21 protein-coding genes are annotated in these 24,173 nt (G+C 63.0%); 11 read left to right on the top strand and 10 right to left on the bottom strand.

What is annotated here, in order from left to right:
* Positions 1–167: 167 nt before the first annotated feature.
* On the bottom strand, positions 168–2,759 hold the full coding sequence (acnB, locus tag ACZ9XP_RS14845; RefSeq protein WP_147688942.1) for a bifunctional aconitate hydratase 2/2-methylisocitrate dehydratase: 2,592 nt from the start codon (positions 2,757–2,759) through the stop codon (positions 168–170).
* A gap of 179 nt (positions 2,760–2,938) precedes the next feature.
* Between acnB and gcvA the strand changes: the two genes are divergently transcribed.
* Both gcvA and ACZ9XP_RS14835 read left to right on the top strand, forming a co-directional pair.
* Complete coding sequence (gcvA, locus tag ACZ9XP_RS14840; RefSeq protein ID WP_465188679.1) at positions 2,939–3,859, top strand: transcriptional regulator GcvA; 921 nt, start codon at positions 2,939–2,941, stop codon at positions 3,857–3,859.
* A gap of 80 nt (positions 3,860–3,939) precedes the next feature.
* Positions 3,940–4,734: a response regulator gene (locus tag ACZ9XP_RS14835; RefSeq protein ID WP_147688944.1), complete on the top strand. Its 795-nt coding sequence runs from the start codon at positions 3,940–3,942 to the stop codon at positions 4,732–4,734.
* Between the two features lie 70 nt (positions 4,735–4,804).
* Here the strand turns inward: ACZ9XP_RS14835 and ACZ9XP_RS14830 are convergent, their stop codons facing one another.
* Positions 4,805–5,638, bottom strand: a complete 834-nt coding sequence (locus ACZ9XP_RS14830) for a hypothetical protein (RefSeq protein ID WP_465188678.1) — start codon at positions 5,636–5,638, stop codon at positions 4,805–4,807.
* A gap of 300 nt (positions 5,639–5,938) precedes the next feature.
* Between ACZ9XP_RS14830 and ACZ9XP_RS14825 the strand changes: the two genes are divergently transcribed.
* The 3 genes from ACZ9XP_RS14825 (at position 5,939) to ACZ9XP_RS14815 (ending at position 9,216) form a co-directional block, all read left to right on the top strand.
* The gene (locus ACZ9XP_RS14825; protein ID WP_465188677.1) at positions 5,939–6,817 is read left to right on the top strand and encodes an NAD(P)-dependent oxidoreductase; all 879 of its coding nucleotides are present in this window, start codon (positions 5,939–5,941) and stop codon (positions 6,815–6,817) included.
* Between the two features lie 3 nt (positions 6,818–6,820).
* Positions 6,821–7,594 (top strand): hydroxypyruvate isomerase family protein, encoded by a 774-nt coding sequence (locus ACZ9XP_RS14820; RefSeq protein WP_465188675.1) that lies wholly within the window; start codon positions 6,821–6,823, stop codon positions 7,592–7,594.
* 299 nt (positions 7,595–7,893) lie between these two features.
* The gene (locus ACZ9XP_RS14815) at positions 7,894–9,216 is read left to right on the top strand and encodes a DEAD/DEAH box helicase (RefSeq protein ID WP_147688948.1); all 1,323 of its coding nucleotides are present in this window, start codon (positions 7,894–7,896) and stop codon (positions 9,214–9,216) included.
* A gap of 65 nt (positions 9,217–9,281) precedes the next feature.
* On the opposite strand, the gene ACZ9XP_RS14810 is transcribed toward ACZ9XP_RS14815, so the two are convergent.
* From ACZ9XP_RS14810 to ACZ9XP_RS14780, 7 genes are all read right to left on the bottom strand, one after another.
* Positions 9,282–9,734, bottom strand: coding sequence for a hypothetical protein (locus ACZ9XP_RS14810; RefSeq protein ID WP_147688949.1), 453 nt, complete (start codon positions 9,732–9,734; stop codon positions 9,282–9,284).
* A 154-nt stretch (positions 9,735–9,888) separates the two neighbouring features.
* Positions 9,889–10,386, bottom strand: coding sequence for a phosphatidylglycerophosphatase A family protein (locus ACZ9XP_RS14805; RefSeq protein WP_147688950.1), 498 nt, complete (start codon positions 10,384–10,386; stop codon positions 9,889–9,891).
* The gene (thiL, locus tag ACZ9XP_RS14800) at positions 10,370–11,311 is read right to left on the bottom strand and encodes a thiamine-phosphate kinase (RefSeq protein WP_147688951.1); all 942 of its coding nucleotides are present in this window, start codon (positions 11,309–11,311) and stop codon (positions 10,370–10,372) included. The genes ACZ9XP_RS14805 and thiL overlap by 17 nt, the downstream gene beginning before the upstream one ends.
* 194 nt (positions 11,312–11,505) lie before the next feature.
* Positions 11,506–11,955 (bottom strand): transcription antitermination factor NusB, encoded by a 450-nt coding sequence (nusB, locus tag ACZ9XP_RS14795; protein ID WP_017509401.1) that lies wholly within the window; start codon positions 11,953–11,955, stop codon positions 11,506–11,508.
* 38 nt (positions 11,956–11,993) lie between these two features.
* Positions 11,994–12,461, bottom strand: coding sequence for a 6,7-dimethyl-8-ribityllumazine synthase (ribH, locus tag ACZ9XP_RS14790; RefSeq protein ID WP_017509400.1), 468 nt, complete (start codon positions 12,459–12,461; stop codon positions 11,994–11,996).
* A 45-nt stretch (positions 12,462–12,506) separates the two neighbouring features.
* Positions 12,507–13,622, bottom strand: a complete 1,116-nt coding sequence (gene ribBA, locus ACZ9XP_RS14785) for a bifunctional 3,4-dihydroxy-2-butanone-4-phosphate synthase/GTP cyclohydrolase II (protein WP_465188674.1) — start codon at positions 13,620–13,622, stop codon at positions 12,507–12,509.
* 107 nt (positions 13,623–13,729) lie between these two features.
* Positions 13,730–14,341, bottom strand: a complete 612-nt coding sequence (locus ACZ9XP_RS14780) for a riboflavin synthase subunit alpha (RefSeq protein WP_147688953.1) — start codon at positions 14,339–14,341, stop codon at positions 13,730–13,732.
* Positions 14,342–14,508: 167 nt separating this feature from the next.
* On the opposite strand from ACZ9XP_RS14780, the gene ACZ9XP_RS14775 reads away from it, so the two are divergent.
* From ACZ9XP_RS14775 to ACZ9XP_RS14765, 3 genes are read left to right on the top strand one after another with little or no spacing between them, the layout of a single operon-like run.
* Positions 14,509–16,119 carry a peptide chain release factor 3 gene (locus ACZ9XP_RS14775; RefSeq protein ID WP_017509397.1) on the top strand — a complete coding sequence of 537 codons (1,611 nt, stop codon included), beginning with the start codon at positions 14,509–14,511 and terminating at the stop codon, positions 16,117–16,119.
* Between the two features lie 17 nt (positions 16,120–16,136).
* Entirely contained in the window at positions 16,137–16,994 is an 858-nt protein-coding gene (locus tag ACZ9XP_RS14770) for a mechanosensitive ion channel domain-containing protein (RefSeq protein WP_206211486.1), read from the top strand.
* 3 nt (positions 16,995–16,997) lie between these two features.
* Positions 16,998–17,648: a TetR/AcrR family transcriptional regulator gene (locus tag ACZ9XP_RS14765; protein WP_147688955.1), complete on the top strand. Its 651-nt coding sequence runs from the start codon at positions 16,998–17,000 to the stop codon at positions 17,646–17,648.
* A gap of 111 nt (positions 17,649–17,759) precedes the next feature.
* On the opposite strand, the gene ACZ9XP_RS14760 is transcribed toward ACZ9XP_RS14765, so the two are convergent.
* Positions 17,760–18,743, bottom strand: coding sequence for a LacI family DNA-binding transcriptional regulator (locus ACZ9XP_RS14760; RefSeq protein ID WP_465188673.1), 984 nt, complete (start codon positions 18,741–18,743; stop codon positions 17,760–17,762).
* Positions 18,744–18,902: 159 nt separating this feature from the next.
* On the opposite strand from ACZ9XP_RS14760, the gene ptsP reads away from it, so the two are divergent.
* The 3 genes from ptsP to ACZ9XP_RS14745 all read left to right on the top strand — a co-directional run bounded on the left by ptsP (position 18,903) and on the right by ACZ9XP_RS14745 (position 24,167).
* A complete protein-coding gene (ptsP, locus tag ACZ9XP_RS14755) occupies positions 18,903–21,404 on the top strand; it encodes a phosphoenolpyruvate--protein phosphotransferase (RefSeq protein ID WP_147688957.1) in 2,502 nt (833 codons plus the stop codon).
* Positions 21,401–22,375, top strand: coding sequence for a 1-phosphofructokinase (pfkB, locus tag ACZ9XP_RS14750; RefSeq protein ID WP_147688958.1), 975 nt, complete (start codon positions 21,401–21,403; stop codon positions 22,373–22,375). Before ptsP ends, pfkB begins: the two co-directional genes overlap by 4 nt.
* 73 nt (positions 22,376–22,448) lie before the next feature.
* Positions 22,449–24,167 (top strand): fructose-specific PTS transporter subunit EIIC, encoded by a 1,719-nt coding sequence (locus ACZ9XP_RS14745; RefSeq protein WP_147688959.1) that lies wholly within the window; start codon positions 22,449–22,451, stop codon positions 24,165–24,167.
* Positions 24,168–24,173: the final 6 nt, after the last annotated feature.

The following is a 24,173-nucleotide window of genomic DNA, read 5'->3' as shown; positions in this document are numbered from 1 at the left end:
CCACGAAAGCCAGGCACTAGCGTTTGATGTAGGCAATTACGCAACACCCGGTAAAGCGGGCATTTCGGGCTGGGGTACCAAAAAAAATTGGGGGTATCGGTGGGGGTATCGTTGCCGAAACCCCTACCAAACCCCCAAGATGTCAAATCAGTAAGATACTGATTTTATTAGGCTTTAACGGTGTCAGCCACGTCCTGATAGTCTTTGATCTGGTCAAAGTTCATGTAGCGGTACACCTCGGCGCTCTTCTCGTTGATGATGCCGATGTTGGCATGGTATTCCGCCAGGGTCGGGATCTTGCCCAGCTTGGAGCAGATGGCTGCCAGCTCGGCGGAGCCCAGGAACACGTTGGTGTTCTTGCCCAGACGGTTCGGGAAGTTACGGGTGGAGGTGGACATCACGGTAGCGCCTTCGCGCACCTGTGCCTGGTTACCCATGCACAGGCTGCAACCCGGCATTTCGGTGCGGGCACCGGCCATGCCGAATACGCCGTAGTGGCCTTCGTTGGTGAGCTGCTCGGCATCCATCTTGGTTGGCGGGGCCAGCCACAGTTTTACCGGCAGGTCACGCTTGCCTTCCAGCAGCTTGGACGCGGCGCGGAAGTGACCGATGTTGGTCATGCAGGAGCCGATGAACACTTCGTCGATCTGGGTGCCGGCGACTTCGGACATGAATTTCACGTCGTCCGGGTCGTTCGGGCAGGCCACGATCGGCTCTTTCACGTCGGCCAGGTCGATTTCGATTACGGCAGCGTATTCGGCGTCGGCATCCGGCTGCAGCAGCTCGCCGTTGGCGATCCACTCTTCCATTTTGCTGATGCGGCGTGCCAGGGTGCGGGCGTCAGCGTAGCCTTCGGCGATCATGTACTTCATCAGGGTGATGTTGGAGTTCATGTATTCGACGATTGGCGCTTTGTTCAAGCGCACGGTGCAGCCGGCGGCGGAACGCTCGGCAGATGCATCGGACAGCTCGAAAGCTTGCTCTACCTTCAGGTCTGGCAGGCCTTCGATTTCCAGTACTTTGCCGGAGAAGATGTTCTTCTTGCCGGCTTTAGCGACGGTCAGCAGGCCTTGCTTGATGGCGTACAGCGGGATGGCGTTGACCAGGTCACGCAGGGTAATGCCTGGCTGCAGTTCACCCTTGAAGCGCACCAGTACCGATTCCGGCATATCCAGCGGCATTACGCCGGTGGCAGCGGCGAAGGCGACGAGGCCGGAGCCGGCCGGGAAGGAAATACCGATCGGGAAGCGGGTATGCGAGTCGCCACCGGTACCGACGGTGTCCGGCAGCAGCAAGCGGTTCAGCCAGCTGTGGATCACGCCATCGCCTGGGCGCAGGGCTACGCCGCCACGGGTGGAGATGAAGGCCGGCAGTTCTTTGTGCGTTTTCACGTCTACCGGTTTCGGGTAGGCGGCGGTGTGGCAGAACGACTGCATCACCAGGTCGGCAGAGAAGCCCAGGCAAGCCAAGTCTTTCAGCTCGTCGCGGGTCATCGGGCCGGTGGTGTCTTGCGAACCTACGGTGGTCATGCGCGGCTCACAGTAGGTGCCCGGGCGCACGCCCTGGCCTTCCGGCAGGCCACAGGCGCGGCCAACCATTTTCTGTGCCAGCGAGAAGCCTTTGCCGCTGTCGGCCGGGTCTTTTGGCAGACGGAATTCGGTGGAGGCTGGCAGGCCCAGTGCTTCGCGGGCTTTGGCGGTGAGGCCACGGCCGATAATCAGGTTGATACGGCCACCGGCGCGCACTTCGTCCAGCAGCACGTCGGATTTCAGGCTGAATTTTTCTACCAGCTGGCCGTCTTTTTCGATTTTGCCTTCGTACGGGTAGATGTCGATTACATCGCCCATTTCCAGCTTGGATACATCAACTTCGATAGGCAGGGAGCCGGAGTCTTCCTGGGTATTGAAGAAGATCGGGGCGATTTTGCCGCCCAGGGTCACGCCGCCGAAGCGTTTGTTCGGTACGAACGGGATGTCCTGGCCAGTAGCCCATACCACCGAGTTGGTAGCGGATTTACGCGAAGAACCGGTACCTACCACGTCGCCTACATAGGCTACCAGGTTGCCTTTTTTCTTCAGGTCTTCTATGAACTGCATCGGGCCGCGCTTGCCGTCTTCTTCCGGCTTGAAGGCCGCATCGGGGCGGGTGTTCTTCAGCATGGCCAGATAGTGTAGCGGGATGTCAGGGCGGCTCCAGGCGTCCGGTGCCGGCGACAGGTCGTCGGTGTTGGTTTCGCCAGGTACCTTGAATACGGTCACGGTGATTTTCTGGGCAACTTCAGGGCGGCTGGTGAACCACTCGGCGTCGGCCCAGCTTTGCAGCACGGCCTTGGCGTTGGCATTGCCCTGGTCGGCCAGCTCTTTCACGTCGTTGAAGAAGTCGAATACCAGCAGGGTTTTCTTCAGGCCTTCGGCAGCGATGGCGCCGACTTTTTCGTCGCCCAGCAGGTCGATCATCGGTTTGACGTTGTAGCCGCCCAGCATGGTGCCCAGCAGCTCGGTGGCCAGCTCGCGCGATACCAGTGGCGATGCCACGGTGCCTTCGGCAACGGCGGCCAGGAAAGAAGCTTTTACCTTGGCTGCGTCATCCACACCTGGCGGTACACGGTGGGAAATCAGCTCTACCAGTGTCTGCTCTTCGCCAGCAGGCGGGTTTTTCAGCAGTTCAACCAGTTCTTCTACCTGTTTGGCAGTCAGCGGCAGTGGCGGGATGCCCAGCGCGGCGCGCTCGGCAACATGTTGGCGGTAAGCTACTAGCATGGCTCGGGACCTTTTTGCTTGGGTTGTTTGCAATCAGCCTGACGGCAGCGGGTGCGGGCTGCCGGCAACCATCCGGGATATTACTACGACTCCCGGCTATGATTCGTGAAGATTACGCCCTTGGCGACCCATGCACAAACGAGTAATCGAAACATAGATTGTGAGATAAAATCACAGCCATGAATACTTACCCCCCTCTCAACGGCTTGCGTATTTTCGAAGCAGCGGCAAGGCTGGAAAGCTTCTCATCTGCGGCCAACGAGCTGCACGTCACCCATGGCGCTGTGAGCAAGCAGATCAAGCAGCTGGAAGAATGGCTGGGTGTGCAGCTGTTCGAACGCAGTGGCGGGCGCGTGAAACTCACCGACACCGGCTGGCGCTACCTGGTACAGGTGCAGGACGGGCTGGACCTGATCGCCAACGCCACCAGCCAGCTACTGCAGCCAGACCGCCAGCGCAGGTTGTCGATCAACTCTACCCCCACGTTTGCGCTGTTCTGGCTGCTGCCACGGCTACAGGGCTTTCGGGCGCGCTTTCCGGATATCGACCTGCATCTAGTGACATCAGACCGCGACATCAGCCGGCTGGACACGCCGTTTGACATCGCCATCCGCCGTGGCCCGGGCGACTGGCCAGGCCACCTGGCCAAGCCGTTTCTGGAAGAGTGGGAGCTGCCGCTGTGCAGCCCGGCGCTGCTGGCCCGCCTACCCATACAGCAGCCTGCCGACCTGGCGCACCACACGCTGCTGTACGCCGATACGCGGCCAACCCAGTGGCAGCGCTGGTTTACGCTGGCGGGGGTGCCGGAGCTGAAGCCAGCCAGCAGCCTGCATTTTGACCGCTTCTCGCTGGCGCTACAGGCGGCCATGGATGGCCTGGGCGTGGTGCTGGGCCCTTTGCCCATGGCGCAGCAGGCGCTGGATAGCGACAAGCTGGTGGCGCCGCTACAGCAACCCGTGGTGCCGGTACGCGACTATTGCTGGATCGCACCGCGCGCCGCAGTAGACGATGTGGCCATTCATGCATTTTGTCACTGGCTGGAAGAAACTGCGGCAAACGAGCAACGCAATCACGGCAAAACCCACAAGCCAGACTTATAGAAACAAGGTTTTCAGTAGATGGGTTAGACCTAAAGCAGCGCAGTGTCTATGCTTGCAGAAAAGCAAAACAGGAAAACCGCATGTTTGATCTGCAAAACCTGATGGTCTGCCTGATCGAGCCTTCCCGCACCCAAAGGCTCATCATCCAGAATCACCTGCGCGAAATGGGTATAGAGAATATCGATCTGCTGGAAACCGGCACGCAGGGGTTGGCGCGCATGCGCGAGCTGCCGCGCCCGGATATCACCATCAGCGCCATGTACCTGCCCGACATGACGGGTGCCGAGCTGGTGGTGACCATGCGCGCAGATGGCGAAATTCGCGACATGCCCTACGTGCTGATTTCCAGCGAAACCCGCGCGCAGCAGCTGGACGCCATCCGCCAAGCCGGGGCACTGGCCATTCTGCCCAAGCCCTTTACTACCCGCCAGTTGGACCGCGCCTTGTGCTCGGCGCTGGATTACCTCAACACCGAAGAAGTACGCGCCGAGCTGGAACACTACGACCTGGACACCAAGCGCATCTTGCTGGTAGACGACAGCAGCACCTCGCGCCATTACCTGCGTACGGTGCTGGAGCGCATGGGCTTTGACCAAATCGAAGAAGCGGCCAACGGCATGTCGGCCATCCCCCTGCTGCAGGACACCCAGTTCGACCTGATCATTACCGACTACAACATGCCCGAGATGGACGGCCGCGCGCTGATCGAATACGTGCGCACGCTGAGCCCGCAAATGTCGGTCCCTATCCTGATGGTGTCCGGCGAACAGGACCAGACCCGCCTGGCCGCCGTGGAAGAAGCTGGCGTGTCGGCCATCTGTGACAAACCGTTCGAGATGAGCACCCTGCGCAGCCTGATCGTGCAGTTTCTGTAGCAGCCGGCTGCCCGCAGCCGCAAAAAAACCGCAGGCCACAGCGCTGCGGTTTTTTTCATGCCTGGCGCCCTTACGCAGAGCGCGGTGCCACCCACACCAGGCGCTCGCCAGCCTTACCCGCCTGCGTGCGCCAGTAGCCGGCTTTCACAGCACCCCCTAGCGGCAGCAGCCCGGCACGCTGCGCCAGCAATACCTCTTGCGCGCCCGACTTGAGCAAGGCCGCACGCACGCGCTGCTTGTCACGGGCGCTACCACTCTGCAGCAGCTGCGCATCGGCCGCCGACGGGGCGGGCTGCCACTGTGCGGCCAACGTCAGCTGTGGCTGGGCCAGCATGGCCAGCCCGGCAAACAGGCTCTCCAGCCATGGCTTCCAGCTGGCCAGCGCTGGCGAATCCGGCACCTGCACCGAGCCAGGGTAAGCGACACCCAGCGTTAGCGCCGCCTCCATGCGCTGATGGCAGGGCACGCCAGCCGGGGCAAAATCCGGCATCAGCAGCAGGATGTCCAGCCGCTGCGCTGCGGCATCGTGCGTGACATAGGCCGCCGCACTGCCCGCCTCGCCAGGCAGGCTTAACAAAAACGTACCGGCCGGCAGCGGCAATACTACCTGTAGCGCCGCCAGTGGCCGGGTGTGCTGCAGCGCCTGCGCCAGGTCCGGGGCAAACGCCATGGCACGGCGGCCGTCGCGCACAAACAGGCCATAAGCCTCGGCCAGCACAAACTCGGTTTCACGCTGGGTATCATTGATGGTGTACAGCTCGGCCAACTGTGCCAGCTCGCGCTGCACCACCTGCGCGGCCTGGGCGCACGCCTCTTCACGGCCCGCCAGCTGGGTAAACAGCTGCGCCACGCGCTTGGCCCAAGGGCGCGACGCCTGGTAACGAGCACTATGTAAATCGTTCACCACCCCAACCCCTTCGCAAAAAAAGGCGGGATTGTACCGCAAACCCCCACCCGCCCCACCATGCTGCACGCACAAAACACCCTGCCGTTGCCATGCAAATGGCTTGAAGGTAAGCTAGGGCTACGCTTTTGCTTGCTCGCAAGCTCTGCGTGGGTGCAGCCGGCGGCCTTGCTACCGGCGACCTTCCCTTGTTGCAATATCTACTTTACGGGTCGGCCTCTGCCGGCCCGCTTTTTTTGCCGCGCGACACGGCCCCTGTGGCTACGCTAGCATCGAGGCAAGCCACCAGAAGGGGAAACCATGTCACCACAAACAGGATTTATCGGCCTGGGCCTGATGGGCCAGCCGATGTGCCAGCGCCTGCTGCGCGCTGGCGTGCCACTTCATATATGGAACCGCAGCCCTGGCAAAACAGCCGCACTGCAGGCCGCAGGGGCTAACGTAGCGCCCAGCGTGGCCGCGCTGGTAGCCAGCTGCGACGTCATCATGCTGTGCGTCTCCGACACCGCTGCCGTAGAAAGCGTGGTGTTTGGCGAAGGCGGCATTGCCAGCCATGGCCGCGCCGGGCAGCTGCTGGTGGACTTTTCCAGCATCGCGCCCGACGCCACCCGCAGCTTTGCCCAAAGGTTGGCCGCACACTGCGGCATGCGCTGGGTAGACGCACCGGTGTCTGGCGGCGTCAAGGGCGCAGAAAGCGGCCAGCTGGTGATCATGGCAGGCGGTGCCGCCAGCGATATCGACGCGCTGCGCCCGCTGCTGGCGCACCTGAGCCAGCGCCTGACGCGCATGGGCGACACGGGTGCCGGGCAGGTGGCCAAAGTCTGCAACCAGCTGATCGTGGCCAGTACCGCCGCGCTGATCGCCGAAACCATCCAGCTGGCCGAGGCCGCCGGGGTAGACGCCAGCCTGCTGGCCCCCGCACTGGCGGGCGGCTTTGCCGATTCGCTACCGTTCCAGATCCTGGCACCACGCATGGCCGGGCGCGAGTTTGCGCCGGTGCAATGGAAAGCCGCTACCCTACTGAAAGACCTGAACAACGCCACCGCACTGGGCAATGCCACGCAGCGCCCGCTGCCCATGGCCAGCCAGGCGCAGGCACTGCTGCACGCCCACTGTCAGGCCGGCCACGCCCAGCACGACCTCAGCAGCCTGATACTGCACTACCTGCCACAGGAGTAAACCATGCCACGCTTTGCGGCCAACCTGTCCCTGCTGTTTACCGAATACGCACTACCCGAGCGCTTTGCCCAGGCCGCTGCGGCTGGTTTTGGCGCGGTGGAAATCCAGTTTCCTTATGACCACCCAGCCGAAATACTGGCCGCCGCCGCCCGCGCGGCCGGCACGCCGGTGATCCTGATCAATGTGCCGGCGGGCGACCTGATGACAGGCGGCCCCGGCCTGGCCAGCCACCCCGACCGCCGCGACGCCTTTGCCGCCGCCCTGCCGCAGGCGCTGCACTACGCGCAGGCACTGGGCGTACCACTACTGAATATCCTGCCCGGCAGGTTGGCCGCAGGGCATAGCCGCCAGGCCTGTCTGGCCACGCTGGCGGCCAACCTGCAGCTGGCTGCCGCCTTTTTTGCCCCGCACGGCCTGCGCCTGTGCTGCGAAGCCATCAACGACCTGGACATGCCCGGCTTTCTGCTACGCACGCCGGACGAAGTTGCCCAACTACTGGCAGAGCTGCCGCAAGCGGGCATCGGCCTGCAAATCGATATTTACCACGCCGCACGCATGAATCTGGATATTCCGGCCCTGCTGGCCCGCCACCTGCCACAAGCCGCCCATATCCAGTTTGCCGACTACCCGGGCCGTGGCGAGCCGGGCAGCGGCACCCTGCCCTTGCGTGATTATTTTGATTTTATTGAAAAAAATGGCTATACCGGCTGGCTGGGCGCCGAATACCGCCCCACCGCCGCCAGCCACGGCACGCTGGGCTGGCTGGCGGCCGGCTGATGGCTTTTTTTTGCATACAATCTGGCTGGCTTTTTAAAAATCAGTCACTTGCATAGCCTATACTTTAAAAACCCTTGCGCAATCGAATTATTTTCATTAGAATGCGCCCTTCTCGAAATTGCTGGCAGTAACACCCGCGCTGCCGGCCTCTACGATTTCATCGCATCTGACCCTATTTGGCTTCGTTTCCGCCTCGTCCTTTCAGGACTGCTGTTCGCCGCTTGTCAGGTTGGTTCGATGACCTGTAACCCCAAGCGGGCTCACAACCGGCGCACCACGCCGGACTGAAAGGATTCACCATGCAGAAGTTCTCCGACCTGGGGCTGGCCCCCGCTATTGCCAAAGCACTGGAAAAAGCCGGCTACGACACGCCGACCCCGGTACAAGGCGAAGCCGTGCCTGCCGCCATCGCTGGTCGCGACCTGCTTGTTTCGGCACAAACCGGTAGCGGCAAGACCGCTGCCTTCCTGCTGCCCGCCCTGACCCGTGTCAGCGAGCGCTCCAAAGGCGCCGGCAACGGCCCACGTGTTCTGGTACTGACCCCTACCCGCGAGCTGGCCCAGCAGGTAGAAAAAAACGCCCAGATCTACGGCGAAGAGCTGCGCTGGCTGCGTACCGTTACCCTGGTGGGTGGCGCATCGTTCGGCTTCCAGACTCGTGCCCTGTCGCGCCCTGTTGACATCATCGTGGCCACCCCTGGCCGCCTGATGGACCACATGCGCTCCGGCCGTATCGATTTCTCCCGCCTGGAAATGCTGATTCTGGACGAAGCCGACCGCATGCTGGACATGGGCTTCATCGAAGACATCGAAACCATCGTGGCCGCCACCCCTAGCGAACGCCAGACCCTGCTGTTCTCCGCTACCCTGGACGGTATCGTGGGCAAAATGGCAGAACGCATGACCCGCGACCCGCAGCGCATCGAGATCGAGCGCAAAGAGGAAAGCGGCAATATCGAAGAGCACCTGCTGTACGCAGATGACAACAATCACAAACAGCGCCTGCTGGATGCGATTCTGAAAGAAGCCAACTTTGACCAGGCAGTCGTGTTTACCGCCACCAAGATCGGCTCCGAAGAAATCGCTGACAAGCTGTCCGACATGGGCTACAGCGCTGCTTGCCTGCACGGCGACATGCCGCAAAGCTGGCGTAACCGTACCCTGAACGACCTGCGTCGTGGCCGCATCAAGATCCTGGTAGCCACCGACGTAGCCGCTCGCGGTATCGACGTTCCGGGCATTGGCCTGGTCGTAAACTACGACCTGCCAAAACAAGCCGAAGACTACGTACACCGTATTGGCCGTACCGGCCGTGCTGGCCGTAGCGGCGTGGCGATCACCATTGCCGAATCGCGCGAATTCCACCGCGTACGCCGTATCGAGCAGTACCTGAAGCGCCAGCTGACCGAAGCCGTTATCCAAGGCCTGGAGCCAACCCGTCGCCCACCGAAAGGCCGTCCGGCTGGCAAAGGCGGCCCGCGTCGCAGCAACGGCGGCGGCTACGGTGACCGCAAACCAGGTGGCGGCTACGGCGGCAACCGCGGTGGCTACGGCGACCGCAACCGCAGCAGCAGCGGCCCGCGCCAAGGTGGCAGCGGCGACCGTCGCCCACGCAGCGAGTAAGCTTGCGGTAGCAACAAATAAAAAACCCAGCTTGGTGCTGGGTTTTTTTTCATTTACTGCCACAATCAACTCGCCCGATGCCAATCAACCAGCAACGCCAAACCTTCTGTCACCTGATCTGCCACAAAAAACGATATTGCCACCCAGAATGGCCGCAACGTACCGTCGTCGAAGAAGCAAAACCAACTAGCAAATACCAAGCCAGCCAGCAAATGCCTAGCAACCTGCAGTAACGTAGCCGGCATAATCACGCGCGGCAAGCCTGCGTAGCGGCTGGCATACACATCCATCACACCCTGATAGAACAAATTCAGGCGATACCAGCGGCGACGGCGATTTGCCCCATCACCCACAGCACCGACCCAGGCATAGTCCAGCACATTCACCAAGCCAAAAAACGTCAAGATTGCCATCAAGGCCGGCACACCCCAACACATCGGCAACCAGGCTGCGACCAACACGCCAGGCCAGACAACAAAAGTAGCTAGCAAAAACAACACGGTAAATGCGCGTGCCATAACCCCCCCATCAGCAGCCATGCATGACTCTGAACCTCATGCAAAAGAGTATTGCCAGCAGTAAGCACTGTCAAAACTGGATAAAACAAGACAAACGGCAGCTTAACTGGGGGGGTATTTAAACCCGCATCAACTCAAGCAAGCAACATGACCATCAGGCAGGCAAGTAAGGCAACACCGACCACAGCACCAGCACGGCAAACAGTGCTGCCACCACGTCGTCCAGCATCACGCCAAAACCGCCGTGCACACGGGAATCCAGCCAGCGTATCGGCCACGGCTTGACGATGTCGAACACACGAAACGCCAGCAATGCGGCCAACCACGCCACGGGCGTTGCCGGCACCGCCGCCAGCACCAGCAGCATGGCCACGATTTCGTCCCACACGATATGGCCGCTATCGGCCACACCCAGCGCCCGGCCAGTCACGCCGCACACCCACACCCCCAGCACAAACAGCGGCAGCGCCAGCCAGGCCAGCATTACGCCCTGCACACCAGCCAGGTGCAAACCCGCCGCCAGCGGCAAAGCGGCAATGCTGCCCCAGGTACCCGGCGCCGGGGTAATCAACCCGCTGCCAAAACCCAACGCCAGAAAGTGTGCCGGGTGCCGCAGCAAAAAGCGCACGTCCGGCTTAGGCAAAGTGGTCATAACCCAACCTTTCCAGCGCCACCGCCTGCCCATCCGCAGCCAGCAGGCGTAAACCCTCACCCGCCGCAATGCGGCCAACCTTGTGCACAGCCACACCAGCCTGCGCCGCCGCAGCCTGCACCGCCGCAGCCTGCGCCGGGGCGGCAGTAAAGCACAGCTCGTAATCGTCACCACCCGCCGCGATAGCCGGCAGCCAGCGGCTACGTTCTACCGCCAGCAGCGGGTGCGTAGGCAACGCTTCCACCCACACTTCCGCCCCCATGCCGGAGCGCGCCAGGATGTGCGACAGGTCGGCCGCAAAGCCGTCGGACACATCCAGCGCCGCGTGCGCTACGCCCAGCAGTGCCTGGCCCAGCGCCACACGTGGCTGCGGGCGCTCCAGTTTCAACAGGCAATCCGCTGGCAGCACTTCGGCACTACCCGACAGCCGCTGCTGCAAGGCGGCGGCAGCCAGGCCCAGCTGGCCGGACACCCAGATATCGTCGCCCACTTGTGCAGCATCGCGGCGCAGCGCCTGGCCGTGCGGCGTTTCGCCAAAAATGGTTACCGACAGCGTGAGCGGGCCACGCGTGGTATCGCCACCCACCACACTGACGCCATGCTCGGCCGCCAGGGCAAAAAAACCGCGCGCAAACGCGGCAGCCCAGGCTTCATCCAGCCGCGGCAGTGCCAGCGCCAGCGTTACCCAGCGCGGAGTAGCGCCCATGGCAGCCATGTCCGACAGATTCACCGCCAGCGCCTTGTGCCCCAAGGCCTCCGGGCAGACATCGGCAAAAAAATGGCGCCCTTCTACCAGCATGTCGGTAGACACATGCAAGTCGCAGCCCAGGGTTGGCCGCACAATGGCCGCATCATCGCCCACACCCAGCACCGCATTGGGTGCGGCGCGGGTAAAGTGCCGCCGTATCAGATCGAATTCGGTCATCCCGTTACCACCACACTCGGCCACAAAGCTGCTTGCGGCCAACCTTGAAATACCTGCCTACCATCGGGAACACCGTCGTCCGGATAAGCCGCAGGCGCATCCGGGGAACAAAAGCCCATCCGGCAAACACACCAACAATAAAAAAGCCCGGCATAGCCGGGCTCTGGCAGTACAGCCCGCAGGCTGCCGCCGTATCAGTCTGCCTGGCGGCGGCTACGGATAGCCTTGACTTCGTCGGCGCGTACGTCGGCGGCCAGCTTGTCCAGTACGCCGTTAACGAATTTGTGGCCGTCGGTGCCGCCAAAGGTTTTGGCGATTTCGATGGCTTCGTTGATGATGACCGGGCACGGGGTTTGCGGGTGCGAGATCAGCTCGAAAGCTGCCATCAGCATGATGGCGCGCTCTACCGGGCTGACTTCGGCGGCGTCGCGCTCGTAGTAAGGCACCAGGTATTTGGACAGATCAGCGGCATCGCGCAGCACGCCAAACAGGATTTCGCGGAACAGGGCTTCGTCGGCTTTGACGAAGTAGTCGTTTTCGCGCAGGTGCTTTTCAATCAGCGATGCCGGGCGGTCGGCATTCAGCTGCCACTCGTAAATACCCTGTACGGCATATTCACGGGCGCGGCGGCGGGCGGTTTTCATTACAGCTTTCCTTGTATCTAAAGAGCAGGCGCGGCAGCTTAGCCGCGCAGGGTCTTGTGCAGATTGACCATCTCTACAGCCACCTGGGCGGCTTCACGGCCTTTTACCGACATGCGGACTTCGGCCTGCTCGTCGTTTTCGGTGGTGAGAATGGCGTTGGCAATCGGGATGCCGGCGTCCAGGCCCACGCGGGTGATACCCGCACCGGATTCATTGGACACCAGCTCAAAGTGATAGGTCTCACCGCGAATAACCGCACCCAGCGCGATCAGCGCGTCAAAGCGGCCTGTTTTTGCCATGGTTTGCAGCACCAGCGGGGCTTCCAGCGCACCCGGCACGGTGGCCAGGGTGACGTCGGCGGGCGCCACGCCCAGTGCTTGCAGCTCGGCCAGGCAGGCATCACGCAGACCATGACAAACCAGCTCGTTAAAGCGGCACATTACCACGCCAATCTTCAGACCTTTGCCGGAAAGATCAGGGGTAATACGGTTTACTTGGTCCAGCATGCGGTTCTCCTTGCGGCGACAGCCAAATCTAGAAAGGGGCGTATTTTAATCCAAATCCACGTGCACGTGTTCAGGTTGCGCAAAGCCGGTCACTTCCAGACCGAAACCGGTCATGGACGGCAGGCTGACCGGCGACGCCATCAGCTTCATTTTGCCCACGCCCAGTGCGCGCAGCATTTGTGCGCCAATACCAAAGGTCTTGCTGTCCCAGCGCTGGCGCGGGCCTGGCTCGGCCTGCTCGGGTAGCGCACGCGCCAGGATATCGGCGCCGGATTCGGGGCGGTGCAGCAGGATCACCACGCCGCAGCCGCGCTCGCTGATTTCTTGCAGCGCGTTGGGGATAGTCCAGCTGTGCTTGCCGGACAGCGGGTCCAGCAGGTCCATCACCGACAGCGGCTCGTGCACGCGCACCAGCGTTTCCTTGTCGGCACGGGGTTGGCCGCATACCAGTGCCAGGTGGGTGGCACGGGTCAGTACATCCTGGAATACGTGCAGCTGGAAAGCGCCAAACGGGGTTTCGGCCAGACGCTGGCCCACTTGCTCGACAAAGCACTCGGTACGGCTGCGGTAGTGAATGAGGTCGGCAATGGTACCGACTTTCAGGTTGTGCTCGCGGGCGAACTCCAGCAGCTCCGGCAGGCGTGCCATGGTGCCGTCGTCGTTCATGATCTCGCAGATCACCGAGGCAGGCTCCAGCCCGGCCAGGCGTGACAGGTCGCAGCCGGCTTCGGTATGGCCGGCACGCACCAGTACGCCACCCTTTTGCGCTTTCAGCGGAAACACATGGCCAGGCTGCACGATGTCGGTGGGGCGGGCGTCGCGCGCCACGGCCACCAGCGTGGTGTGGGCGCGGTCGGCGGCGGAAATGCCGGTGGTCACGCCCTCGGCGGCCTCGATGGACACGGTGAAGTTGGTGCCAAAACTGGTGCCGTTATTGGTGGCCATCATCGGCAGGTTCAGCTGTTTGCAGCGCTCTTCGGTGAGGGTAAGGCAGATCAGGCCGCGGCCATGCTTGGCCATGAAGTTGATGGCTTCCGGGGTAACGTGCTCGGCGGCCATCACCAGGTCGCCTTCGTTTTCGCGGTCTTCCGCGTCCATCAACACCACCATTTTGCCGGCCTTGATGTCGGCAATGATTTCCTGGATCGGGGCAATGCTCATTGTGTCGTCCTTCCCGCACGCCTGCGGCGCGCCTGGCTGCTATGGAGCATGGCGCCACGCGCCATGCAGGAGTAATTCATTTATAGATGGGGCTACCCGCCCGGCAATCAAGCACCACGTGCGGCCAACACCCGCTCCACGGTATCGACAATGGCCTGGGTTTGCGGGTCGATTTCGATATTCACCACATCGCCCACCTGGCGCACACCCAGCAGGGTGCGCTGCAGGGTTTCCGGGATCAGGTTCACGCAGAAGCTGTCGTCGCGCACGTCGCCAATGGTCAGGCTGCAACCGTCTACACCGATATAGCCTTTGATCAGCACGTATTTCATCAGCTCGCGCGGCAGGGTGAACCACAGGGTGCGGTTGTCCGGGCTGCTGACAATATCGCTCACGGTCGCCGTGCTGATGATGTGGCCGGACATGCTGTGGCCGCCAATGTCGTCGCCAAAGCGTGCAGCGCGTTCCACGTTCACCGCGTCGCCGGCTTGCAGGCGGCCCAGGTTGGTCAGGCGCAGGGTTTCGGCGATCAGGTCGAAGCTCACCACGTCGCCTTCGATGGCAGTAACGGTGAGGCAGCAGCCGTTATGCGCTACCGAGGCGCCGATCTGCAGCCCTGGCAGCAGCGCCGCCGGCAGCTGCACTTTGTGGGTACGAAACTGGTTTTTTTCTTCCACCGCCACCACGGTGGCCATGCCCTGCACGATACCGGTAAACATTCTGCTGGCTCCGCAAACATCCGAAAACGCGATTGTACCGTGTTGCACTGCAAATACGAGGCGCTACACGGCAAAAGGTTGGCCGCACGCCCTGCTGCGGCTTCTATGAAGCGGCCAGAATGCAGTACAATCGCCTGTTTTTCCGAATCTTTACCAGACGAGCATCCATGTCCGCCGAACTGACCCGTATTGCCGAAGAAGTTGCGCAGCGCCGCACCTTCGCCATCATCTCCCACCCTGACGCCGGTAAAACCACGCTAACCGAAAAGCTGCTGCTGTTTTCGGGCGCCATCCAGATGGCGGGTACGGTAAAAGGCAAGAAGGGCGGCAAGTTTGCCACCTCCGACTGGATGGAAATCGAGAAGCAGCGCGGCATTTCGGTGGCGTCGTCGGTGATGCAGTTCGACTACCGCGACCACACGGTGAACCTGCTGGACACCCCGGGCCACCAAGACTTCTCGGAAGATACCTACCGCGTACTGACCGCAGTGGATAGCGCACTGATGGTGATCGACGCGGCCAAGGGCGTGGAAGAGCAAACCATCAAGCTGCTGAACGTTTGCCGCCTGCGCAACACCCCCATCGTCACCTTCATGAACAAGTACGACCGTGAAGTGCGCGATAGCCTGGAGCTGCTGGACGAGGTGGAAAACGTTCTGAAGATCCGCTGCGCGCCCATCACCTGGCCTATCGGCATGGGCAAGGCCTTCCGTGGCGTGTACAGCCTGCTGTCGGACGAAGTCATCCTGTTTGAAGCCGGTAGCGAAAAGCTGATTACCGATATCGAGGTGATCAAGGGCATCGACAACCCGCGCCTGGACGAACTGTTCCCGCTGGAAATGGAACAGCTGCGCATGGAGATCGAGCTGGTACAAGGCGCCTCCAACGAGTGGAACCTGGAAGAATTCCTGGCCGGCGAGCTGACCCCGGTGTTCTTCGGCTCCGCCATCAATAACTTCGGCATCCGCGAGATCCTGGACGCGCTGATCAACTGGGCACCAGCCCCGCAGCTGCGCGACGCTACCGTGCGCGACGTAGCGCCGACCGAGGGCAAGTTCTCCGGCTTTGTGTTCAAGATCCAGGCCAATATGGACCCGAAACACCGTGACCGCATTGCCTTCCTGCGCGTGTGCTCCGGCCGCTTCGAGCGTGGCATGAAGATGAAACACCTGCGCCTGAACCGTGACATCGCCGCCTCGTCGGTGGTGACGTTCATGTCGCATGACCGCGAAATCGTGGAAGAAGCCTTTGCCGGCGACATCATCGGCATCCCCAACCACGGCAACATCCAGATCGGCGACAGCTTTTCCGAGGGCGAAGAGCTGACCTTTACCGGCATTCCGTTCTTTGCGCCGGAAATGTTCCGCAGCGTGCGCATCAAGAACCCGCTGAAGCTCAAGCAACTGCAAAAAGGCCTGCAACAGCTGGGCGAAGAAGGCGCGGTACAGGTATTCAAGCCGCACAACGGTGGCGACCTGATTCTGGGTGCGGTGGGTGTACTGCAGTTTGAAGTGGTAGCCAGCCGCCTGGCCGCCGAATACGGCGTGGACGCGGTGTTCGAGTCGTGCAGCATCTGGTCGGCCCGCTGGTTCAGCTGTAACGACCGCAAGAAGCTGGAAGAATTCGGCAACGCGCTGACCATGAACATCGCCACCGACGCCGGCGGCAACCTGGCCTACCTGGCGCCCAACCGCGTGAACCTGGCACTGACGCAGGAGCGCTGGCCGGACATCGTGTTCCACGAAACCCGTGAACACGCTGTAAAACTCAACGACTGATGCCGGCCACCCTGCCCATGCCCGCCTGGCTCGCCCCCATCCTGCACGACTACGGCGCCGACTTGTTACGCTCCGCCGTACTGGTGCTGGTATTGCTGCTGGTACACGCCAGCATCGTGCGCGCCATTGCGGCCAACCCGCAGGTACCGGTAGATACCCGCCGGCGCTGGGCGATCAATGTGCGTAACGCCATGATCGTGATCGGCCTGGCGGGCTTCGTGATTATCTGGGCGCGCGAGCTGCAAACCATTGCGCTGTCCATGGTGGCCTTTGCTGCGGCGCTGGTGGTGGCCACCAAGGAGCTGCTGATGTGCCTGGGCGGTGGCCTGGTGCGTTCCATTTCCAATAGCTACGAGCTGGGTGACATCATCGAGCTGCAGGGCATGCGCGGGCGGGTGCAGGACATCACCATGCTCAGCACCACCCTGATCGAGATCGGCCCGCGCCACGACTCGCACCAGCTCACCGGCAAGTCGGTCAGCTTCCCCAACAGCCTGCTGCTGACCCACCCGGTAGTACGCGAAAACTTTACCGGCGACTACGTGATGCACATCATCACCATCCCGCTGCCCTACAGCATCGCCCCCGCCCGCGCCGAGCAGCATCTGCAAGAGATCGCGAGCGATGTGTGCGCGCCATGGCTGGGCGACGCTCGCCACCACATGGCCATGCTGGAGCACAAGCTGATGATGGACACGCCGTCGGTGGAGCCGCGCATCGCCCTGCAACCCGCATCAGAAAAAGAATACCGCCTGATTGTACGCATCGCCGTACCGCAGCGTGAACGCCAGCGTGCCGAGCAGGCCATCCTGCGCCGCTTCATGTTTGCCTGCTTCCCGGAAACCGATAACAACAAGATTGCCGACGCAGACTAAACCATGCCCAAGACCCGGATCAAAACCTACGACCGCATCGTTCAGGAAAGCCTGAGCCTGTTCAACGAGCACGGCGAGCGCAATATCACCACCAACCACATTGCTGCGCATCTGGGGATCAGCCCGGGCAACCTGTACTATCACTTCCGCAATAAAGAAGAGATCGTGCACCAGATTTTCCTGAGCTACCGCCGTTTCATCAGCGAGCGCCTGGCCGTACCGGCAGACCGCCAGATGAACGTAGCCGACCTGGTGAACTACCTGGAAACCGCGTTCGAGGCCATGTGGCAGTTCCGCTTCATGTTCTACGACCTGCCCGGCCTGATGGCACGCAACCCGCAGCTGCAGGCCGACTACCACCAGTTTGTGAATGGCGAGCTGCAAACCATCCTGGAAAGCCACTTCCGCGAGTTCATCCGCCTGGGCCTGCTGAAAATGGATCTGGACGACATTGAGCCGGTATCGGTCAACATCTGGCTGGTGGTGAAGTTCTGGTTTGCCTTCGAGCAAACCGCCCGCCCGAAAGCCCCGATCAACGAAGCTTCCAGCCACCGCGGCGTACGCCAGGTACTGGCACTACTGAAGCCATACGTGCAGGCCGACTTCCTGCCGGCCTTCCAGCAACTGGTAGCGCGCCACCATATCGAAAACTGAGCTCGCCCCGACCGCGTCAAGGTTGGCCGCAAACGGTTAAACAACACCCCCGCCTGCCTGCGCAGTGCGGGGGTGTTTTCTTGGTGTTGCCGGTGTTTTCGCCGGGCAGGCTCAGCTGGCGGGCGCGCTACTGCCACGCGCCAGTAGCTTGCCCTGCAACACCACAATGCGCGGGCTGCGCTCGGGGTCGTCCAGCCGCTCTAGCAGCATGGCCATGGCGGCGCGGCCGATTTCGCCTACCGGCTGCTCGATTACCGTCAGGCCGTCGCCCAGCAGCTCGGTCCACACATCATTATCAAAACCGGCCAGCGCCACGTCTTGCGGCCACTGCAAACCGGCTGATTTGAGCGCGCGCACCGCACCCAGCATCAGCACGCCATTACTCACCACCAGCGCACGCGGGCGCTGCGGCGCGGCCAACAGGGCCAGCACCGTCTGCTCTGCCGCCTCCACACTGGGCGCTACAAACTGCGCCGGCGCCGGCAAGCCCGCCAGCTGCATGGCCTCCACAAAGCCAGCGTGGCGCTCCATGCCGGTGCTGCTGGTATTGCCAAACACGCCAGCAATATCGCGGTAGCCCTGCGCCAGCAGGTGGTCTACCAGTGCGGCGGCGGCACGGCGGTTATCCAGCACCACGGCGTCGGTAATCACATCGCGGCTGGCGCGGTCGATCATCACCACGGGAAAGCCCAACGCCACCGGATCCAGGCTGGCCACGGTCTGGCGTGTGGGGGCAAAAATCACCCCGGTGACGCGCTCTTCCTGCATCAGACGCAGGTACATGGCTTCTTTGTCGGGGTTTTCGTCGGTATTGCACAGGATGACGCGCATGCCGTTACGGTAGGCCTCGTCTTCCACCGCGCGGCTGACGGCGGTAAAGAAGGGGTTGCGGATATCGGACACAATCAGCCCGATGGTGTCGGTGTGCTGCGAGCGCAAGCGGCGTGCCGCCATATTGGGGCGGTAGTCCAGCTTGCGCATGGCGTCTTCAACCCGCTTGCGCACCTTGTCGCTGACCGGGCCATTACACAGCACCCGCGAAACGGTGGACGGGGATACCCCTGCTGCCTCTGCCACATCCTTGATCTTTGCCACTTGCTTGCTCCGGAATCGATTTCATGCGGCCAACCTTGGGCCAGTGCAATCTTGTGGTGAAATGTTACCACCAAAACTGAGAGAAATATTGACACAAAAAGTGGGATCGATTTCAATTGATGGCAAGCGCAGAGCAAAATAAACCGGAGACAGCACCCCATGAGTACCCAGATCATCCGCGCAGAGCTGATTCAGCTTGGCGCCCAGGCACAGGAAAAAACCAGTGCAATCAAGGCAGCAGGCCAGCTGCTGGCACAGGCCGGCCGCATTGACCCTGCCTACATCGACAGCCTGCTACGCCGCGAAACCGTTGCCAATACTTTCCTGGGCCACGGCGTGGCCATTCCGCACGGCATGATCGAAGACCGCCACCTGATTCGCGAAACCGGCATTGCCATCCTGCAGCTGCCGCAAGGGGTGGAATGGAACCCGGGCCAGCGCGTACACCTGGTGATTGCCATTGCCGCCCAGTCCGACGAGCACATTGCCCTGCTGCGCCGCCTCACCCGCCTGCTGCAAGACGAAACCCGCCTGGCCCAGCTGTTCAGTACCGGCAACGCACAAGACCTGATTGCCGCCCTGGACGACAGCGCCACCGCCCCCGCTGCCCCGGCCACGCCCGCCACCGACCTGGCGCACAGCGCCAGCTGGCAGCTCAACTACCCCAACGGCCTGCACGCCCGCCCGGCCCGCGCCTGGAGCGAGCAAGCCCGCCGCTTTGCCGCCACCGTACAAGTGCGCAACGGCAACGACGTCGCCGACGCCAAGAACCTGATCAGCCTGCTGCAATTGGGCGCTGAAAACGGCCACACCCTGCAGCTTTCCACCGACGGCCCGGACGCCGACGCCGCACTGCAAGCCATGCTGGCCATCGCCAACCAGCTGACCACCCAGGAAGTCGCCGACGCCCAGGCCGCCGCCAAAGCGGCAGCCAAGGCCAACCGCCAGCACTGGCAAGCCCCCGGCAAGCTGCTGGCCCTGCGCGGCATTAGCGCCAGCCCCGGCCTGGTGATCGGCCAGGCACGCGTACTGAAAGCCCAGCACATCGAGGTGCCCGACGTACCCGGCACCCTGGGCTACGATGGCGACCTGCTGGAAACCGCGCTCAGCGCCACCCGCAACGAGCTGCACGCGCTGGCCGACGACACCAGCCGCCGCCTGGGCAAAACCGAAGGCGGCATCTTCCTGGCGCAGGCCGAGCTGCTGTCCGACACCGACCTCATTACCCTGACCTGCCAGCTGATGGTAGAAGGCCACGGCGTAGCCTGGGCCTGGCACGAAGCCGTGCAGCGCATGGCAGACCGCCTGGGCGCACTGGGCAACCCGCTGCTAGCTGCCCGCGCTGCCGACCTGCGCGACGCTGGCCGCCGCGTACTGGCCAAGCTGGCGCCGGACCTGGCACTGGACGCCGGCAAAGGCGCGCAACGCGACAACGAAGTACTGATCGCCGCCGACCTGGCACCGTCCGACACCGCCACACTCGACCCCAAACAAACCCTGGCGCTGATTACCGCCCAGGGCGGCCCGACCTCGCACACCGCCATTCTGGCCCGCACGCTGGACCTGCCCGCCGTGGTCGCCGCCGGCAGCGCAGTGCTGGATATTCAGGATGGCACCACGCTGATCGTGGATGGCGATAGCGGAACCGTGTACCTGAACGCCGGCGAGGCCGACCTGGCCAGCGCCCGCCAATGGCAGCAAGCGCAGCGTGACAAGCTGCTGCAAGCCACGCGCGAAGCCCAGCAGCCCGCCCGCACCGCCGATGGCCACCAGGTAGAAGTGGCGGCCAACGTTAACCGCCCGGAACAAGTGGCCGCCGCGCTACAAGCCGGTGCCGAAGGCGTAGGCCTGATGCGTACCGAATTCCTGTTCCTGGAGCGCGACAGCGCACCGGACGAAGAAGAGCAATACCAGACCTACCGCGCCATGCTGACCGCCCTGGACGGCCGCCCGCTGGTGATCCGCACACTGGACATCGGCGGCGACAAGCAGGTGCCCTACCTGAACCTGCCGCACGAAGAAAACCCCTTCCTGGGGGTACGCGGCGTACGCCTGCTGCTGCGCCGCCCGGACCTGATGCTGCCGCAGCTGCGCGCGCTGTACCGCGCCGCCGCCCACGGCCCGCTGTCCATCATGTTCCCGATGGTCAGCACCCTGGCCGAGGTCAAACTGCTGCGCGCCCAGTGCGAGCAAGTGCGCGCCGAGCTGAATGCACCGGTGGTGCCGCTGGGCATCATGGTAGAAGTACCGGCTGCCGCCACCATGGCCGACCGTTTGGCCGAGCACGTGGACTTCTTCTCGGTCGGCACCAACGACCTGACCCAGTACGTGCTGGCCATCGACCGCCAGCACCCGGAACTGGCTGCCGAAGCCGACAGCCTGCACCCGGCCGTACTGCGCCTGATCGCCCAGACCGTGGCCGGCGCCCAGGCCCATGGCCGCTGGGTAGGCGTGTGCGGCGGCATGGCCGGCGACCCGCTGGGCGCAGCCATTCTCACCGGTCTGGGCGTGGCCGAGCTGTCCATGAGCCCGCGTGACATCCCGGCCGCCAAGGCCAGCGTACGCGCCGCCAGCTTGGCAGCCCTGCAACAGCTGGCCCAGGCCGCGCTGGCCTGCGACAGCGCCGCCGAAGTGCGCGCACTGCAGGGGGCGCAGGCATGAGCCAGCCCGTTATCACCCTGACGCTGAACCCGGCACTGGACCAGACCGTTACCGTACCGGCGTTGCACCCCGGCGCGGTGAACCTGGCCAGCGAGGTGCACATCAACGCCGGTGGCAAAGGCGTGAATGTGGCCAGCTGCCTGGCGGACTGGGGCGTGCCGGTGGTGGCCAGCGGCCTGCTGGGCCGCGACAACACCACGCCGTTTGAAGACCTGTTTGCCGACAAGGGCATCCGCGACGCTTTCATCCGCGTAGGCGGCAGCACGCGCACCAATATCAAGCTGGTCGATGCCAGCACGCTGGACACCACCGACATCAACCTGCCCGGCATCCAGCCCAGCAGCGGCGCGCTGGCCAAGCTGCAACTACTGCTGGACGAACACATCGAACAAGACAGCCTGGCCGTACTGGCCGGCAGCCTGCCCGCCAGCGTGGATGAAGGCTGCTGGGCCCAGCTGGCCCGCCAGCTGAAGGCACTGGGTGCCAAGGTCATTCTGGATACCAGCGGCCCGGCGCTGCAGCAGGCACTCAGCCTGCCCCCCGACGCACTACCCTGGCTGATCAAGCCCAACCAGCACGAGCTGGAACAATACCTGGGCCACGCCCTGCCCGACGTGGCGGCCGTAGCACAAGCGGCTCGCACGCTGCAGGCACGCGGCATCGCCGTAGTGGTGGTCTCGCTGGGCAGTGCCGGCGCGCTGCTGTGCTGCGAACAGGGCTGCTGGTTGGCCGCACCGCTACAGCTGGACAGCCTGAAAAGCACGGTAGGTGCCGGCGATGCACTGGTCGCCGGCCTGGTAGCCGCACTGCATAGCACCGCCCCGGGCCAGCCCTACGCCTGGCCAGACGTGCTACGCCTGGGCATGGCCTTTGCCGCTGCCAAGCTGGCCCACATCGGCCCGCACCTGCCAGACACCAGCGAGGTGGCCCGCCTGCAAGCGCGTATCGAGGTAAGGCCCCTGAACCCATAACAACAGCGCCGCACAGCGGCACCGGATGCACGACCAGAAAAGCCCGCACAGCGGCACATAGAGGAGATTCACCATGTCAAACGTACTGGCCATCATTGCCTGCCCGCAGCGGCTGGCACAAGGGCAGCTGGCCGCCGAAGCCCTGCGCAAAGCCGCGCAGCAAGCCGGCCACCAGATTGCTATCGAAATCCGCCACGCACAAAGCGTGCAAGGCCGGCTGGACGAAGCGCAGCTGGCGGCGGCCGATGCGGTTATCGTTATCGCAGAAGGCGATGCCGACACCGGCCGCCTGAACGGCCGCGCCAGCCATGCGGCCAACCTGGACGCCGTACTGGCCAACGCCGGTGCCGTGATCAGCGCCGCACTGGGCGCCGCCCCGGCTGCCCCAGCAGCCAGCAGCGGCAAGCTGCGCATCGTCGGCATTACGTCTTGCCCTACCGGCATCGCGCACACCTTCATGGCAGCCGAAGGCCTGAGCCAGGCAGCGGCCAACCTGGGTCACGACATCAAGGTGGAAACACAGGGCTCGGTCGGTTCGCAAAACACCCTGACCGCCGCCGAGATTGCCGCAGCGGATCTGGTAATCATCGCCGCCGACACCCAGGTCAACCTGGATCGTTTCGCGGGCAAACGCCTGTACAGCAGCGGCACCAAGGCTGCCATCAACGATGGCATTGCCCTGGTAAAACGCGCCCAGGCAGAAGCCCGCCCGCACGAGGCCAGTGGCGGCGACGCCCAGCCGCAGGCTGCGGCCAACCCTGACAGCAAAAACAGCGAGCGCAGCGCCGCCTACAAACACCTGATGACCGGCGTGTCCTTCATGCTGCCGTTTGTGGTGACCGGCGGCCTGCTGATTGCGCTGGGTTTTGCGCTGGGCGGCATCTATGTGTACGAAGACGCCTTTAAGGGCACGCTGGGCTGGACGCTGTTCAACATCGGCGCCAAGGCCTCGTTTGCGCTGATGGTGCCGATTCTGGCCGGCTATATTGCCTACTCTATTGCTGACCGTCCGGGTATTGCCCCCGGCATGGCAGGCGGCATGATCGCCAGCTCCATCGGCTCCGGCTTTCTGGGCGGCATCGTGGCGGGCTTTATTGCCGGCTATGCGGTGAAATACCTGAACGAGAAAATCCAGCTGGGCCGTAATTTCGACGGCCTGAAGCCGGTGCTGATCCTGCCACTGCTGGGCACCACCATCGTCGGCCTGCTGATGTACTACGTGCTGGGGCAGCCGGTAGCGGCCGCACTGGGCGCAGTCACCGACTGGCTCAAAGGCCTGCAGGGTTCCAGCGCACTGGCGCTGGGCATGATCCTGGGCGGCATGATGGCATTCGACATGGGCGGCCCGATCAACAAGGCAGCCTACACCTTTGCCACCGGCCTGCTGGCTAGCCAGGTATACGCCCCGATGGCCGCCGTGATGGCCGCCGGCATGACCCCGCCACTGGGTATTGCCCTGGCTGCCCTGCTGTTCAAAAACCGCTTTAGCGTGGACGAGCGCGAAGGCGCCAAGGCTGCCGGCGTACTGGGGATTTCTTTCATTACCGAAGGTGCCATCCCGTTTGCCGCCAAAGACCCGCTGCGCGTGATCCCGGCCCTGGTAGCCGGCTCCGCCCTGGCCGGTGCCATCTCCATGGCCGCAGGCTGCGAGCTGCGCGTGCCGCACGGTGGCGTGTTTGTGCTGCCTATCCCCAACGCCGTAACCAACCTGGGCATGTACCTGGTGGCGCTGGTGGCCGGCACCGTACTGACCGCTGTGGCGCTGGGCATGTTCAAAAAGCCGGCCAACTAAGCGTTA

This window comes from Vogesella perlucida, from assembly GCF_979366545.1.
The sequence above is the reverse complement of the archived record's forward strand: the minus strand, read 5'-3'. Positions and strand labels throughout refer to the sequence as shown.

Excerpts from the sequence above, each read along its gene's own strand:
- ribBA (WP_465188674.1), bottom strand. The coding sequence starts at position 13,622 with ATGAGCATTGCCCCGATCCAGGAAATCATTGCCGACATCAAGGCCGGC.
- ACZ9XP_RS14780 (WP_147688953.1), bottom strand. The coding sequence starts at position 14,341 with ATGTTTACCGGTATCGTGCAGGGCATGGCCACCGTGGTGGCGGTGGAA.
- ACZ9XP_RS14810 (WP_147688949.1), bottom strand. The coding sequence starts at position 9,734 with ATGGCACGCGCATTTACCGTGTTGTTTTTGCTAGCTACTTTTGTTGTC.
- gcvA (WP_465188679.1), top strand. The coding sequence starts at position 2,939 with ATGAATACTTACCCCCCTCTCAACGGCTTGCGTATTTTCGAAGCAGCG.
- acnB (WP_147688942.1), bottom strand. The coding sequence starts at position 2,759 with ATGCTAGTAGCTTACCGCCAACATGTTGCCGAGCGCGCCGCGCTGGGC.
- ACZ9XP_RS14805 (WP_147688950.1), bottom strand. The coding sequence starts at position 10,386 with ATGACCACTTTGCCTAAGCCGGACGTGCGCTTTTTGCTGCGGCACCCG.
- ACZ9XP_RS14775 (WP_017509397.1), top strand. The coding sequence starts at position 14,509 with ATGTCCGCCGAACTGACCCGTATTGCCGAAGAAGTTGCGCAGCGCCGC.
- thiL (WP_147688951.1), bottom strand. The coding sequence starts at position 11,311 with ATGACCGAATTCGATCTGATACGGCGGCACTTTACCCGCGCCGCACCC.
- ACZ9XP_RS14825 (WP_465188677.1), top strand. The coding sequence starts at position 5,939 with ATGTCACCACAAACAGGATTTATCGGCCTGGGCCTGATGGGCCAGCCG.
- ACZ9XP_RS14745 (WP_147688959.1), top strand. The coding sequence starts at position 22,449 with ATGTCAAACGTACTGGCCATCATTGCCTGCCCGCAGCGGCTGGCACAA.
- ACZ9XP_RS14770 (WP_206211486.1), top strand. The coding sequence starts at position 16,137 with ATGCCCGCCTGGCTCGCCCCCATCCTGCACGACTACGGCGCCGACTTG.
- ACZ9XP_RS14835 (WP_147688944.1), top strand. The coding sequence starts at position 3,940 with ATGTTTGATCTGCAAAACCTGATGGTCTGCCTGATCGAGCCTTCCCGC.
- ACZ9XP_RS14765 (WP_147688955.1), top strand. The coding sequence starts at position 16,998 with ATGCCCAAGACCCGGATCAAAACCTACGACCGCATCGTTCAGGAAAGC.
- pfkB (WP_147688958.1), top strand. The coding sequence starts at position 21,401 with ATGAGCCAGCCCGTTATCACCCTGACGCTGAACCCGGCACTGGACCAG.
- ACZ9XP_RS14815 (WP_147688948.1), top strand. The coding sequence starts at position 7,894 with ATGCAGAAGTTCTCCGACCTGGGGCTGGCCCCCGCTATTGCCAAAGCA.
- ribH (WP_017509400.1), bottom strand. The coding sequence starts at position 12,461 with ATGCTGGACCAAGTAAACCGTATTACCCCTGATCTTTCCGGCAAAGGT.
- ptsP (WP_147688957.1), top strand. The coding sequence starts at position 18,903 with ATGAGTACCCAGATCATCCGCGCAGAGCTGATTCAGCTTGGCGCCCAG.
- ACZ9XP_RS14820 (WP_465188675.1), top strand. The coding sequence starts at position 6,821 with ATGCCACGCTTTGCGGCCAACCTGTCCCTGCTGTTTACCGAATACGCA.
- nusB (WP_017509401.1), bottom strand. The coding sequence starts at position 11,955 with ATGAAAACCGCCCGCCGCCGCGCCCGTGAATATGCCGTACAGGGTATT.